Annotated in this window: 14 protein-coding genes; 7 read left to right on the top strand and 7 right to left on the bottom strand. The window is 74.0% G+C overall.

The features are described 5' to 3' along the window. Positions 1–157 precede the first annotated feature (157 nt). Positions 158–616: an HD domain-containing protein gene (locus ACWDD9_RS14010; RefSeq protein WP_449811718.1), complete on the top strand. Its 459-nt coding sequence runs from the start codon at positions 158–160 to the stop codon at positions 614–616. A 249-nt stretch (positions 617–865) separates the two neighbouring features. Here ACWDD9_RS14010 and ACWDD9_RS14005 read toward each other — a convergent pair whose 3' ends face one another. Both ACWDD9_RS14005 and ACWDD9_RS14000 read right to left on the bottom strand, forming a co-directional pair. Next, positions 866–1240, bottom strand: coding sequence for an aggregation-promoting factor C-terminal-like domain-containing protein (locus tag ACWDD9_RS14005; RefSeq protein ID WP_241853055.1), 375 nt, complete (start codon positions 1238–1240; stop codon positions 866–868). A 531-nt stretch (positions 1241–1771) separates the two neighbouring features. Beyond that, positions 1772–3295, bottom strand: a complete 1524-nt coding sequence (locus tag ACWDD9_RS14000; protein ID WP_449811717.1) for a carboxyl transferase domain-containing protein — start codon at positions 3293–3295, stop codon at positions 1772–1774. A 387-nt stretch (positions 3296–3682) separates the two neighbouring features. On the opposite strand from ACWDD9_RS14000, the gene ACWDD9_RS13995 reads away from it, so the two are divergent. Further along, positions 3683–4015: a ribonuclease gene (locus tag ACWDD9_RS13995; RefSeq protein ID WP_049650667.1), complete on the top strand. Its 333-nt coding sequence runs from the start codon at positions 3683–3685 to the stop codon at positions 4013–4015. 129 nt (positions 4016–4144) lie between these two features. Here ACWDD9_RS13995 and ACWDD9_RS13990 read toward each other — a convergent pair whose 3' ends face one another. Further along, positions 4145–4963, bottom strand: coding sequence for an MOSC domain-containing protein (locus ACWDD9_RS13990; protein ID WP_449811716.1), 819 nt, complete (start codon positions 4961–4963; stop codon positions 4145–4147). A gap of 143 nt (positions 4964–5106) precedes the next feature. Between ACWDD9_RS13990 and ACWDD9_RS13985 the strand changes: the two genes are divergently transcribed. Then, a complete protein-coding gene (locus ACWDD9_RS13985; RefSeq protein ID WP_117492341.1) occupies positions 5107–5784 on the top strand; it encodes a TetR/AcrR family transcriptional regulator in 678 nt (225 codons plus the stop codon). 256 nt (positions 5785–6040) lie between these two features. Beyond that, entirely contained in the window at positions 6041–6565 is a 525-nt protein-coding gene (locus ACWDD9_RS13980) for a universal stress protein (protein ID WP_074004499.1), read from the top strand. Between the two features lie 2 nt (positions 6566–6567). Here the strand turns inward: ACWDD9_RS13980 and ACWDD9_RS13975 are convergent, their stop codons facing one another. Beyond that, positions 6568–7314 (bottom strand): alpha/beta hydrolase family protein, encoded by a 747-nt coding sequence (locus ACWDD9_RS13975; RefSeq protein WP_449811715.1) that lies wholly within the window; start codon positions 7312–7314, stop codon positions 6568–6570. Between the two features lie 268 nt (positions 7315–7582). Next, a complete protein-coding gene (locus ACWDD9_RS13970) occupies positions 7583–8389 on the bottom strand; it encodes an IclR family transcriptional regulator (RefSeq protein ID WP_049650658.1) in 807 nt (268 codons plus the stop codon). Positions 8390–8713: 324 nt separating this feature from the next. Here ACWDD9_RS13970 and ACWDD9_RS13965 point away from each other — a divergent pair, with 324 nt between their 5' ends. From ACWDD9_RS13965 to ACWDD9_RS13955, 3 genes are all read left to right on the top strand, one after another. Then, positions 8714–10024, top strand: coding sequence for an extracellular solute-binding protein (locus tag ACWDD9_RS13965; RefSeq protein WP_074004501.1), 1311 nt, complete (start codon positions 8714–8716; stop codon positions 10022–10024). Between the two features lie 209 nt (positions 10025–10233). Then, positions 10234–11211, top strand: a complete 978-nt coding sequence (locus tag ACWDD9_RS13960) for a carbohydrate ABC transporter permease (RefSeq protein ID WP_049650656.1) — start codon at positions 10234–10236, stop codon at positions 11209–11211. 137 nt (positions 11212–11348) lie between these two features. After that, positions 11349–12173, top strand: coding sequence for a carbohydrate ABC transporter permease (locus ACWDD9_RS13955; protein ID WP_049650666.1), 825 nt, complete (start codon positions 11349–11351; stop codon positions 12171–12173). Between the two features lie 98 nt (positions 12174–12271). Here ACWDD9_RS13955 and ACWDD9_RS13950 read toward each other — a convergent pair whose 3' ends face one another. Together ACWDD9_RS13950 and ACWDD9_RS13945 are read right to left on the bottom strand one after the other, a co-directional pair. Then, the gene (locus tag ACWDD9_RS13950) at positions 12272–12883 is read right to left on the bottom strand and encodes a DUF7691 family protein (RefSeq protein WP_449811714.1); all 612 of its coding nucleotides are present in this window, start codon (positions 12881–12883) and stop codon (positions 12272–12274) included. Between the two features lie 162 nt (positions 12884–13045). Then, the gene (locus ACWDD9_RS13945; protein WP_416874519.1) at positions 13046–13831 is read right to left on the bottom strand and encodes a VOC family protein; all 786 of its coding nucleotides are present in this window, start codon (positions 13829–13831) and stop codon (positions 13046–13048) included. Positions 13832–13913 lie beyond the last annotated feature (82 nt).

Raw genomic sequence — 13913 nt, 5'->3', positions numbered from 1 at the left:
TGATCAACGGGCCTGTCGCGGGCACGCCAGCCGGGTCGGGCCGTCGGCGGGATCGGCGGGCCAGGCACGAGGCCGACCGCCAAGGAACGCGGCCGACTGCCAGGAACGAGGCCGACCGCCCGGAGCGACGCCGACCGCCCGGGCCTACGATGAGCCGATGGAGGACCAGTACCTGAGCCTGTCCGAGGTGGAGGCGATCGCGCGCCGGGCCCACCGGGGGCAGGTGGACAAGAACGGCCACCCGTACGGCGAGCACATCGCGGCGGTCGCCCACGGGACGGCGGCGCGCGGCGGCAGCGCGTCGCAGGTCGCGGCGGGCTGGCTGCACGACACCGTCGAGGACGACCGGCTGAGCCGGGAGTGGCTGGCCGGGGCCGCGCTGCCGGAGGAGACCAAGGCGATCGTGGACGCGCTCACCCGGCGCCGGGACGAGCCGGTCGAGGAGTACACGGCTCGCATCCTGGCCACGCCGGGCGCGCTGCTGGTCAAGCGCGCGGACCTGGCGCACAACTCCGATCCGGCCCGCCTCGCCGTGCTGGACCCGGCGACCGCCGAGCGGCTGGCCGCCAAGTACGCGCGGATGCGCGAGCTGCTCGGACTCACCGGCGAGCTGTAGTCCACGAGCTGTAGTCCCCGAGCCGGGGCCCAAGGAGCCGGGCCCAAGGAGCCGGGGCCCGAGGAGCCGGAGCCTGAGCACCTGCGGAGCCCGCCGCCCACGGGCGCCGGGGAACCACAAGAGGGCCCGGACCACGCGGATCGCGCGGGTCCGGGCCCTCTCGGGCACCCCGGTGGTCCCTGTCCGACCCCCGGGGTGAGGGGGAGTGGTCAGGTGACGGTCGGAGGCTGGTGGGCCGATGGGGTCGGCTTAGTACCAGTGGTTGGCCTGCCAGAAGTTCCAGGCGGCGTTCGGGCTGCCGTAGCGGGTGTTCATGTAGTCCAGCGCCCACTTGATCTGGGTGGCCGGGTTGGTCTTCCAGTCCGAGCCCGCCGAGGCCATCTTGGAGCCCGGCAGCGCCTGGGCCAGGCCGTACGCGCCGGAGCTCGCGTTGGTCGCGGACACGTTCCAGCTCGACTCGTGGGCGATGATCTGGCTGAAGGACGCCAGCTGGTTGGCCGGGACGATCTGGGCGGCGATGGCCTGCGGGGAGGCGGTGGCGGCGTTCGCGGTGGCGGGCAGGACACCCGCGCCCAGGGCGGTCAGACCGGCGGCGCCGGCGAGGATCGCGGCGGAGGTGCGCATACGGAGCTTGAAAGCGGGCATAAAGAGCAGGACCTCAATCGGGTTGGGCCGGGTCACTCCCCGCCGCGGACCTCGGCCGGACAGGGGCCGTAACGGTCGCGGGGTCGTGACCCGGCAGCAAGCCGTTCACCGGCGGGACAGGTGCCGGTGCGGCTGACGACTGAGCCATTGTTGGCAGACGGCATCGGCCCCCGCCAAGACCCTCTCGGTACGACCCACGGTCGTACGGAAGGGGCCGCCGTGGATTCGAAGGGGCGGTCGCGCGGAGCGTGCGGAGCGGGGGTGAGCTGCGCGAACGCGGGGGGTGCCGGGGTGGCGCGGGCGTTCCGGGGGTGTCTACTACCGCCCGTCGTGGGTGTTGATCACGTGTGAGCGCACTCACCGTGCGGGGCTCGGCGGGCGTCACTCGCCGGCCCGGTCGAAGCACGGTGGGTACAGACGATCAACCCCGCGTTGAGACCGGCGCCACACCCGAGCGGCGGGATCGGCGCGACATCGCCGCGCCAAGCGGCGGGAGGTGGGAGGCGGGTCCTATCGGAGGTCGCCCAGCCGTCGGTGCCGGACGGCCCGGGCCGCGAGCCGGTCCGTTTCGGTGGTCGCCGACAGGGCGCCGAGCGCCGCGCCGACCGCCTGCTCGAGCCGGGCGCAGAAGGCCGCCGGCTCCTCGGCGGCGTCCGGCAGCTCCGGGACCACCTCGTCGACCAGCCCGACCTCGGCCAGCCGGTGCGCCCCGATCCCCTGGGCGCGGGCCAGCTCGGCGGCGTGCGCGCCGTCCCGGTGGACGATCGCCGAGGCGCCCTCCGGCGGCAGCGGCGCCAGCCAGGCGTGCTCGGCGGCGATCACCCGGTCCGCCGGGAGCAGCGCGAGCGCCCCGCCGCCCGAGCCCTGGCCGAGCAGCACGGCCAGGACGGGGGTGCGCAGCGCGAGCAGGGTGGTCAGGCAGTGGGCGATCTCCACCGCGATGCCGTCCAGCTCGGCCTGGGCGGACAGCTCGGCGCCGGCCGTGTCCACCACGGTGACGAGCGGCAGTCCGAGCTGCTCGGCCAGGCGCGCGGTGCGCCGTACGGCCCGCAGGTCGGCGGCGGTGAAGGGGCGTTCGTGCTCGGGGGTCTGCCGCTGCTGGCCGACGACCAGGACGGGCCGGCCGCCGAGCAGGGCCAGCGCCCGGACCAGTGCGCCGCCGCGCCCGCCGGGGGCGTCCAGCAGCACCAGCTCCTCGGCGGTGTGCCGCAGCAGCTCGCGGGTGCCCGGGCGGTCGGGGCGCCGGGTGCGGAGGACGGAGTCCCAGGCGTCGGGGTGCCCGTGAGTGCGGACGGGCGCGGGGCTCGGAGAGGCGGTGGGGTCTGTAGTAGGGGTAGGGGACGGCGGTGCGGCGGCGAGGACGGCGAGGGTGCGGCGGAGCAGCTCGCGCAGCTCCTGCGGGGGTACGACGGCGTCCACCAGTCCCTGGCCGGCGAGGGTCTCGGCCCGCTGGACGTCCGGCGGCAGTTCCACGCCGCGCAGCTCCTCGTACACGCGCGGGCCGAGGAAGCCGAGCCGGGCGCCGGGCTCGGCGAGGACCAGCTGTCCGAGCGTTCCCCAGGAGGCGAAGACCCCGCCCATGGTGGGGTTGCGCAGGTAGGTGAGGTAGGGGAGGCCGGCGGCGCGGTGCGCCTGGACGGCGGCGGTGATCCGCAGCATGCAGAGGAAGGCCGCCGACCCCTCCTGCATCCGCGTCCCGCCGGAGACGGGCAGGGCGAGCAGCGGCAGCCGCTCGGCGGTGGCGCGCTCGACGGCGCGGGTGATCCGCTCGGCGGTGGCGACGCCGATCGAGCCGCCGAGGAAGCCGAACTCGGAGGCGATGAGGGCGACCGGCCGGCCGTCGATCGAGCCGACGCCGGTGAGGACGGCCTCGTCCAGGCCGGTGCGCTCGCGGGCGCGGTCGAGGGAGGCGCGGTAGCCGGGGTCGGGCCGGTCGACGGCCGGTGGCTCGTCCCAGCCGCGGAAGCCGCCCGGATCGACCAGCAGGCCGATCAGCTGGTGGGCCGTCAGTGCCGTGCCCGAGCCCGTACCCATGCCCACCCCGTCAGAGTCGTTCTGGCGATCGTTCCGGTGATTGCTCCGGCGATCGTTCCGGCGGTCGTCCCGGCCCCGCCGTGATCCGTCCGGCTAGGCGGCACTCTATGCGGCACGGTCCGGTCGGGACAGCTCCGACATGAGTTCGATGGCGGTCGACCCTTGCGCTGGACGGGCGGTTCGTGGGCGTTTCGCGGACGGCTCCGGGAGAGGGGCGCGGGGCTCGGCGTACGGCTCAAGTCCTCGTAGGTAAAGGGTAGTTACTCGCTGGTTAATAGTTTTTCTGAGGGCTTCCGGAGCTGACGGTGTCTCGTCAGACTGGTGGACATGACTCGCACTCTACGCGCGTGGAAGACCCGCGCCGCCGCCGTCACCGCCGTCGCCCTGATGACCCTCGCCCCGGTCGCCGTCGCCACCGAGGCGCACGCCGACGTGAGCGGCTCGGTCTGCCTCTCCGCCCTCCCGTCGCAGGCCACCGACACCCTCAACCTGATCGCCTCCGGCGGACCGTTCCCCTACTCCCAGGACGGGGTGGTCTTCCAGAACCGGGAGGGCGTCCTGCCCAGCGAGTCCTACGGCTACTACCACGAGTACACCGTCATCACCCCGGGCTCCCCGACCCGCGGCGCCCGTCGGATCGTGACCGGGCAGGCCAGCCAGGAGGACTACTACACCGGCGACCACTACGCCACGTTCTCGCTGATCGACCAGACCTGCTGACCGTCCGCTGATCACCCCGGGGCCGTCCCCGGACGCTCCGACACGACGGTGGCCTCGGCTGGCTTCCCCGCCGAGGTCACCGCCGTGCGGCCGTAACCGTAGCCGTAGTAGCTACGGCCGCCCCCCGGCTCAGAGCTCGGACGGCCCCCAGGCGCCCACCGCCAGCTCGTCCCCCACCCGCAGCGTGCCGGGCCGCAGCACCGCGAACTTGCTGCCGAACGCCACCCCGCCCGCCGCCGCCCGGCGGTACCGGGCCAGCGTGCGCAGCGGCTCCGGGCCCGTCTTGGTGCCGTGGGACTGGTCCACCATCGTCACCGCGCAGCGGATCGCGAGCTTGGCGTAGCCCAGTTCGGCCCCGCCCACCTCGATCCGGCGGGCCAGATCCTCGGTGTGCGGTTCGGACCAGCCGTCCACCACCACGTTCGGGCGGAACCGGTCCATCGGCAGCGGCGGAGTGCCGGAGAGCTCGTTGAAGTACTCCAGCGAGGAGTGCGACACCAGGTGCACGGCGCAGCTGTCCGCGTAGCCCGAGGTGCCCGGGACCAGCCCGTCGGTCACCCGGTCGTGCTCCGGCGGCACCCGGACCAGCCGGCTGCGCGCGCCGAGCACCCCGGAGAGCCAGTCGGCGGCCTCCTCGCCCTGGTCGATGCCGAAGAACGGCGCGCCGAACAGCCGCACCTCGCGGCGCGGGCCCCCGGTGTCCACCGGGACCGACACCGGCTCCGCCCCCGGGGCGGCCAGGGTCAGCGAACGGCCGTCCTCCGCCACCGTCGGGCGGACGGTGGCCAGCACCGGGTCCCGGCGCTGGGAGCGGAACACGCCCTCCTCGTCCACCACCATGAACGCCCGGTCGTGGGCCAGCCCGGCCAGGGTGAGCTCCGCCTGCGCGGCCGCCACCCCCGCGCAGCCCTTTACCGGGTAGTACCGCAGTTCCGTCACCGTGGCCATCGTCCTGCTCCCCCTTTGCGCCGGCGTGCCGTGCTACGCCCGCGTACCGTCCATCTCGCGAACCCCACAGGGTAGTTGAGCGGGCCGACGGGGGCGGAGGCGGGACGGGGTGGATCCGCCCGCCGCTTGCTAGGGTCGGGGACATGGCACCACCGAGCAGCGCGAACCCCCCGGGGCGGCTCCGGCGTGACGCGCAGCGCAACCGCGACCTCCTGCTCGCCGCCGCCCGCGACATGTTCTCCCGGCACGGCCTGGACGTGCCGCTGGACCAGATCGCCAAGGAGGCGGGCGTCGGCAACGCCACCCTCTACCGGCACTTCCCGACCCGCGAGGCGCTGATCGGCGAGGTGTTCGCGGACGCCGGGGGCGGCCTGGCCGCCGCGGGCGAGGAGGCGCTCGCCGACGCGGACGCCTGGAGCGGCCTCGAACGGTACTTCGGGCGGATCTTCGAACTGGTCGCCGCCGACCGGGGCATCAACGACCTGGTCACCCAGGCCATCCCGACCATCCCCGGGATGATCGAGATCAGCCGCGGGCACGCCACCACCGTCGGCGCCCTGATCGCCCGCGCCCAGGAGCAGGGCACCATGCGCCGCGACGTCGTCACCATGGACCTGCTCTTCCTGCTCGGCCCGCTCTGTCGAGCCCTGCCGGCCGCCACCGAGCTGCGCCCCGACCTCTGGCGCCGCTACCTTGCCCTGCTGCTCGACGGCTTCCGCGCCCAGGCGACCCACCCGCTGCCGGTCCCGCCGATCGGGGAGGAGCACCTGGACCGGATGTTCGCGGACCTCTGGGAGGCGGAGCAGCCGGAGCCCTCCTGAGCCGGAGCCCGCCTGAGCCTGAGCCCTCCTGAGTCCGAGCCCGCCGCAAGCCCGAGCCCGCCGCAAGCCTGAGCCTGCTTCCGACCGTGCCGCATCAGGGACGCGTACGGAAGGACGGGCCCCGCGTCAGGGCCGCGTCAACGGCCCGTGGCCGTACGGGCGCGGGCCGCTTTGCTGGGGTGGAATCGGCGCGGTCCGGTCCGGCCCGGTGCGAGGGCACCCGGGCGCGCGGGCGGACGGAGAGGCAGGGCGGGCCATGACGGACAGTGGTGCGGACGGGGGCCGGATCGTGGTCGGCATCAGTGGCTCGTTGGGCAGCCTCGCCGCGCTGCACCGCGCGGTGGCCGAGGCCCGTCGCTCGGACGTCGAAGTGCTCGCGGTGCTCTGCTGGACCCCGCCCGGCGACGAACTCGGCTACCGCCGCACCCCGTGCCCGCCGGTGATCGAGGCCGGCCGCGACGCCGCCGTGGCCCGGCTGCGGCAGGCCCTCGACGAGGCCTTCGCCGGACGCCACGCGGGCGTCCGGCTGCGCTGCCAGGCCGTCCGCGGCGACACCGGCCACACGCTGGTGCGGTGCGCGGACCGGCCCGGTGACCTGCTCGTCCTCGGCGCCGGACGGGAGCGCGGCCGCCTCGCCCGACTGGTGCACCCCTCGGTCACCGCCTACTGCGTCCGGCACGCCGCCTGCCCGGTCCTGGCCGTCCCGCGTCCGCCGCTGCAGCGCGAGCTGGAGGCCCTGGAGCGCGGTGGCGGGCTGCGGGAGCCGGCGGCGGGGAACTGACGTCAGGACAGCCCCGCCGCCTCGGCGAGGACGGCGGCGGTCCGCCGGCCGGCGGCCAGGGTGTCGGCGTCGGTGGCCGGGAGGCAGCGGCCGGCCTCGGGGCGGTAGGCGGTCATCACCACGCCGGCGTGGTCGGTGGGCAGTTCGAGGGTCCGTACCGCCGAGTGCTGCTTTGTCAGAGCAGCGCTCAACCGCCGGGTGTGCTCGATGTCCACGATCCCGTCCGCCGTGCCGTGGACCAGCCAGAGCGGGACGGGGGACGGGCCGGCGGCCAGGTGGTCGAGCGGGGCCTCGCCGGTGGTGACGGCCGTGGTCGAGTAGTGCGAGGCGATGCCGACGGCGGCGACGGGCCGTAGCTCGGCGGGGGTGTCCGGGTGGGTGGCCACGGCTATCGCCTCGCGGCCGCCCATCGACCAGCCGGCCAGCACGAAGCGGGCCGGGTCCCCGCCGTGCTCGGCGGCGATCCGGCGGGCCTGGGCCAGCGAGGCGAGCAGTTCGGCGCCGCCGCGGTCCGGCTGCTCGGAGCTCCAGTCCGGGACGAGCACCAGCAGCCCCAGCCCGGCGGCCTCCCGGGCCAGCGGCCGCAGCACGTCGCGCTCGTTCGGGCCGTTGCCGTGCCAGAGCAGGACGACGGGAGCCGGTCCGGCGGTGCCGGCGGCCGGGAGGTGGACGTCCATCAGCCGCCCTTCCGCGTACGGAGCGGCAGTCGGGGCGGCAGGCGGACCGGCCTCGGGTCGAGCGCTCGTCATGCGGGGTTCCCCTCCGGTTCGGTGGATGATCACGGAGCTGGTACTGTACTTCTCGTCGCGAGGGAGGGATTCCTCGTCAGGCGTCAGTGGTGCTACCAGAGCACGTCCTACTTTCAGTAGGAAGAGTCCGTGCGACCCGGGCCTGGCGCTCCAGAGTCGGACAGGGTCCGGTGCCGTTCGTTCGGCGCCGGGCCCTGTCCGCGTTTCCGGGAACAGGGCGACCGCCGGACGACCGTTCAGGACGGGGCGTTCTCGGGACGGGGCGTTCTCAGGACGGCTGGCGGTCGGAGCCCAGCTCGCGGGAGATCCGCAGGCCGACCTGGGCGACCACCGGGCCGAGGGCGCGGACCCGGGCGGCGGTCATCCGTGAGGTGAGGCCGGAGACGGACAGGGCGGCGGTCACCTCGCCGGTGTGGTCGAAGATCGGGGCGGCGACGCAGCGGACCTCGGGCTCGTTCTCGCGGTCGTCGATCGAGTAGCCGCGGGCGCGGATGCGGGCGAGGTCGGCGCGAAGCCGGGGCTCGTCGGCGATGGTCCAGGCGGTCACCGGGCGCAGTCCGGCCGCGACCACCTCGGCGACGGCCTCCTCGGGCAGCCAGGCGAGGATCGCCTTTCCGGTGGCGGTGCAGTAGGCGGGGGCCCGGCTGCCGACCCGGGAGGCCATCCGGACGTTGGTCTCGTCCTCGACCTTGTCCAGGTAGACGATCCCGGGGGCCTGCCAGACGGTCAGGTGGACGGTCTCGCCCGCCTCGCGCTGGAGCCGGCGCAGGTGTTCGGCGGCGACGCTGCGCAGGTCGAGGGTGGTCAGGTAGGCCTGGCCGAGCCGCAGGGAGCCGTGGCCGAGCCGGAACCAGCCGGTCTCGCGGTCCCGGTCGAGGAGGTGCTCGTCCAGCAGGGGGCCGGCCAGTCGCAGCACGGTGCTCTTGTTCAGGCCGAGCCCGTCGGCGAGCTGGGCGAGCGGCACGCCGCGCCCGTCGCCATGGTCGCGGACGTAGCCGAGGACGGCGAGCGCGCGGCGCAGCGAGGAGGACTGGTTGCGTTCGGTCGCGGGTTTCTTGGGCGCCGTCTCCGTCATGGGTCCGTTCCCTGTGTCGTTCTGCCGGTGTTCCCCCGCAGGTCGGCGGCGGTTGTCAGAACGTACCCGGTCGTGACGGGATCGCCTCATCTTCGATACAACGTTGTGCAGTGCAAAACTTTCCCCAACTCCCTCTTGTTGGCGCCGATCGCCCCCGCCTAACGTCCCTGCCATCGAGCAGGCGACGTCGCCCCACCCGAGCGCTGCGCCCTGCCGTACCCCCACCACTTCACCCACCATCGGCCCCGGTCAGGGCCTGCTTCGACGTGCCCGTCCCCGCGGCGGACGTCTCGGCGGCAGCTGTCGGGAGGGGAGGTCTCCACCATGCGACTCATCGGACGGACCGCCGCAGCCGTCGTGCTCGCCGCCGGCTGCCTGGCCGCCACCGCCTGTGCCCCCGGCACCGCCTCGCCGGCGAGCGACAAGGCCGCCGACGACCGGACCGGCACGCTGCAGGTCTGGCTGTACAACGAGGCGGGCAACGCGGCCAAGGAGGCCGTGATCGCCAAGGCCGTGACCGACTTCCAGGCCTCCCACCAGGGCGTCACCGTCAACGTCAGCTACATCGACACCGACGCCTCGGCCCGCGCGGCCAAGATGAAGGGCGCGTTCAACGACCCGAACAGCGCCCCCGACCTGGTCGAGTTCGGCAACACCGACCTGCCCGGCTACGTCGCCGCCGGCGGCCTCGCCGACATCACCACCGAGCTGGACACGTGGCAGGACAAGGGCGACCTCGACCCGGCGATCGCCAAGACCGCCGTGGTGGACGGCAAGACCTACGGCCTGCCCTGGTGGGTCGGCGTGCGCGCGCTGTACTACCGCACCGACCTGTTCACCGAGGCCGGCCTCACCCCGCCGACCTCGTACGCCGAACTGGTCGCCGCCAACCAGAAGATCCACGCCGCCCACCCGGACACCTTCGGCATCGCCGTCGGCGGCAAGTACACCTTCGCCGCGCTGCCCTTCGTCTGGGACGCGGGCGGCGACATCGCCACCAAGGACGGCGCCGCGTTCAAGGCGGCGATCAACTCGCCCGCCTCGCAGGCCGGGATCAAGCGCTACACCGACCTCTTCGGCGCGGACGGCTGCCCCGCCCAGCAGTGCGCGGACCTGACCGGCGGCAAGACCGTCGACCTGTTCGCGGCCGGCAAGTCGGCGATGGCGGTGCTGCTCAACTCCAACCGCAGCAAGGTGGACGCGGGCGCGGTCAAGGGCAAGTACGGCGTGGTCCCGCTGCCCGGCGAGAAGCCCGGCTCGATCGCCCCGGCCTTCGCCGGCGGCAACAACCTGGGCGTGATGAAGGCGGCCAAGCACCGCACGCTGGCCGTCGAGTTCGCCGAACTGCTGGCGAGCCCCGCGTACCAGGAGCAGATGTACGACGCGATGGGCAACCTGCCGACGCTCAAGTCCGTCAGCGGCAAGGTCGCGGCGAAGGACGCGTTCCTGAAGCCCTTCACCGACACCATCGCGGCCGGCACCAGGTTCGTCCCGCTCGACCAGGCGTGGGCGCAGATCGACGCCCAGGCGGTGATCCCGACGATGCTCCAGCAGGTCGTCACCGGTAAGGCGGACGTGGCCAAGGCCTCGGGCGACGCGGCCGCGCAGGTCTCCTCGGCCTTCGCCGCGCACTGACGGCCGACCGCCGGCGGCGGGGGCGCGCCACGACCGCCGCCGCCGGCATGTGAGCCACCGCCACCGTCACCGCCGCCGGCAGCGAGTCACCGGCGCTGCCGGTACCGAGTCACCGCCGCCGGCACCGAGCCACCGGCGCCGCACCGCCGGCCCCCGGCCGCGTACGGACGGCCCCCCTCCCGGTTCGTCTCAGAGAGCAGGTCCCGCACGTGTCCGTATCCACCTCGACCGCCCCGGCGCCGCCTTCCCCGCAGAGGCGCCGTGGGGGAAGGGCGCCGGCCGCACCCCCGGGCGGCCGGCGCCGGCGGCCCCCGCTGCTGCTGCTCCTGCCGGCCGCGGTCATCCTGATCCCGCTGGTCGCCTACCCGATCTACCAGCTCGGCCTGCTGTCCGTACTGGACTTCGGGCAGGCCCAGGCCTCGGGCGGCGCCCCGACCTCCTTCGTCGGCTTCGGCAACTACTCGAAGATCCTCGAGGACGAGCAGTTCTGGACGGTGCTGTTCCAGACCATCGGCTTCGCGGCGTTCTGCGTGGTCGCCACCCTGGCCGTCGGCGCCACCCTCGCGGTGCTGCTCACCAAGGTCGGCCGGTGGCCCCGGCTGGTGCTGACCACCGCGGCGATGGCCGCCTGGGCGGCGCCGGCGATGACCGGTTCGACGGTGTGGAGCTTCCTGTTCGACACCAACCTCGGCCTGGTCAACCACACCCTGGAGGGGCTCGGACTCTCCGGCTTCCACGAGTTCAACTGGTTCTACGACAAGTGGACGGCGTTCCTGATCGTCGGCGCCGTGGTGGTGTGGCACTCCTACCCGTTCGTGATGGTCACCCTCTACGCGGGTATCCGGGCCATCCCGGAGGAGATCATGGAGGCGGCCGCCCTGGACGGCGCCAACACCTGGACCACCTTCCGCCGGATCACCGCACCGATGCTGCGCCCGATCCTGACCATCGTGGTGATCCAGTCGGTGATCTGGGACTTCAAGGTCTTCACCCAGATCTATGTGATGACCGAGGGCGGCGGCATCGCCGGCCAGAACCTCGTGCTCAACGTGTACGCGTACCAGAAGGCGTTCGCCTCCTCGCAGTACGGGCTGGGCGCGGCGATCGGCGTGATCATGCTGCTGATCCTGGTGATCCCGACGGTCCTGTACATCCGCACCCTGCGACGGACGGGGAACGAACTGTGAGCCCGGCGAACTCCCCGGCGAACTCCCCGGCCGTGAAGCCGGCCCGGAACACCGGCGGCCCCCAGGACGGGAGCGGCCCCCGGAACACCGGCGGCCCCCGGAACACCCGGGGTCGGAACACCCGCGGCCGGTGGCGGCTGGCCGCCAACAGCGGCGCGATCGTGCTGGCCGTGGTCACCGCCTTCCCGATCTTCTGGATGGTGCTCTCGGCCTTCAAGCCCAAGGGCGAGATCCAGTCGCTCGACCCCAGGCCGTGGACCGCCCACCCCACGCTGGAGAGCTTCCGTCAGGTGCTCAGCGTGGACGGCTTCGCCCGCTACTTCGGGAACAGCCTGGTGGTCGCGCTGTCGGTGGTGGTGCTGTCGGCGATCGTGGTCTTCCTGGCGGCGGTGGCCGTGACCAGGTTCCGGTTCAAGTTCCGCACCACCATCATGGTGATGTTCCTGATCGCCCAGATGATCCCGGTCGAGGCGCTGACCATCCCGCTGTTCTTCATGTTCCGCGACGCCGGACGGTTCGCCCCAGGCATCGGGCTGAACACCCTGGCCTCGCTGGTCCTGGTGCAGCTGGCGTTCTCGCTGCCGTTCGGGATCTGGATGATGCGCGGCTTCGTCGCGGCCGTCCCGGTCTCGATCGAGGAGGCGGCGCAGATCGACGGGGCGGGCCGGACCCGCATCCTGTGGCGGATCCTGCTGCCGCTGGTGGCCCCGGGCCTCGCCGCGACCAGCGTGTTCTCCTTCATCGCGGCGTGGAACGACTTCGTCTTCGCCAAGACCTTCATCATCAGCGCCACCCAGAACCAGACGCTGCCCTCGGCGCTGCTGGTCTTCTTCAAGCCGGACGAGAACGACTGGGGCGGCATCATGGCGGCGTCCACGCTGATGACCGTGCCGGTGCTGATCTTCTTCATCGCGGTGCAGCGCAAGCTGGTCTCCGGGCTGGCCGGTGCGGTGAAGGACTGATCGCCCGCGCGTGCGGAGCGGCCGGGAGTCCCGTCGTCGTGCGGGACTCCCTGTCGTACGTGAGGGTGGGCGCTCCGGGCGTGGGCGCCGGCACCGGCTCAGGAGACGAAGCCGACGATGTCGGTGCCCTTCCGGCTCCGTGCGATCCGGAGCCAGCCGACGACCTCCGCGACGGCCTCGGCCACCTCGCGCTCCGGCACCGGGGCGCGGCCCTCGCGCCCGGCCCGGTCGAACCGGTCCAGCGCCTGCCCGCAGTCCCCGGCCGACCAGGTGCCGCAGGACGGCACCGCGCAGAAGGGGAGTCCGGCAGGAAGGCCGCCGCCGTACTGGAAGTCCGCGACCGAGACGGCGGTGATCCCGTACGCCTTCAGACCGTCGTCGACCACCTCCAGCCAGTTGCCCCGGAACGGGCCGAAGGAGTCGACCTCCAGGGGTTGCCCGACCAGCCAGCACAGCCGCCGGTACGCGTAGCCGTACTGGAAGGCGTGGTCATCGTTCCCGGAGAAGGGCCCGCCGTGCACCACGGCGCGCAGCGCCTCCAGGGCGGTCGGGGCGCCCTGCGCGATCTCGTCGGCGAAGTGCTCGTCGGACCTGTCCAGGGACGGGCCGAAGTACGCGAGGGCCTCGTCGACCGCTCCGTCGTCGCCGCTGCCGACGCGGGCACGGAGCTCCGCGGGGTCGACCAGGTACGCGCGCAGGAAGGAACTCATATCAGCACGGTAGCGGGCGCAACGGACAGCCGGGTCGGCGGGTCCGGCCGCCCTCGGGCGGTGGGGTCGTACCGAATCTTCTTGCCGTAGAGGCAAGTTGACGGGACGGCAGCGGCCTCGCCGGCTCCCCGGGTGAAGGGCGGGAGCGTCGGCGGCCCGGGCTCAGGCCGCGGCCGCGGAGTCGCTGGCCGGGACGGCGACCAGCACGAACTCCGCGCCGGCGTCGTCCCGGACCAGCGCGGTGCGGCCGAACGGCCCCGGCGCCGGACCGGTGACGACGGCGCCGCCGAGGGCGCGCAGCCGGTCGGCCGCGCGGTCGGTGTCCTCGGTCGCGAAGTGGACCAGCCAGCGTGCGCCTCCCTCCGAACCGGCGCCCGGGCCGGAGGGGCTGGAGGGGTCGGAGGGGCCGATGCTGCACGCGGGCCGACCGGCCACCCGGGCGAGGGTGTGGCCCGCCCGCGGCCGGTCGTAGCTGTAGCCGACGACCCGGCGGTAGAAGGCCCGCGCGGCGTCGGGGTCGGGGGAGAGGTGCTCGTTCCAGGCGAACGCGCCGGGCTCGTCGACCAGGCCGGCGCCGTCGATGGTGCCGGCCCGCCAGAGCCCGAAGCGGGCGCCGAGCGGGTCGACGGCGAGCGCGGCGCGGCCCTGCTCGGGCACCTCGTACGGTTCGCGGGCGAGGCGGCCGCCGGCGGCCCGGACGGCGGCGGCGGTGCGCAGCGGGTCGGGGCAGGCGAGGAAGGTGGTCCAGGCGGGCGGGTCGCTCGGCCGGGCCCGTTCGACGGCCGCGACCTGGGCGCCGTACCGGGTGGCCACCGCCTCGGCGGGGCCGGTCGGGACGAACTCCCAGTCGAACAGCGCGCCGTAGAAGGCCTGCGCCCGTGCGGTGTCCGGCGTGGTGAGCACGACCCAGCACGGGACCCCGGCGCGGTAGTTGCCCGGCTTCGGCATGCGGTCCTCCTGGCGGGCCCGGTGTCCGGCGCCCGGCGTCCGGTGCCCGGAGCAGCGGCCCCACCCGCCAGCCTCCGCGCCC

It is taken from the genome of Kitasatospora sp. NPDC001119 (assembly GCF_053598475.1).
The sequence above is the reverse complement of the archived record's forward strand: the minus strand, read 5'-3'. Positions and strand labels throughout refer to the sequence as shown.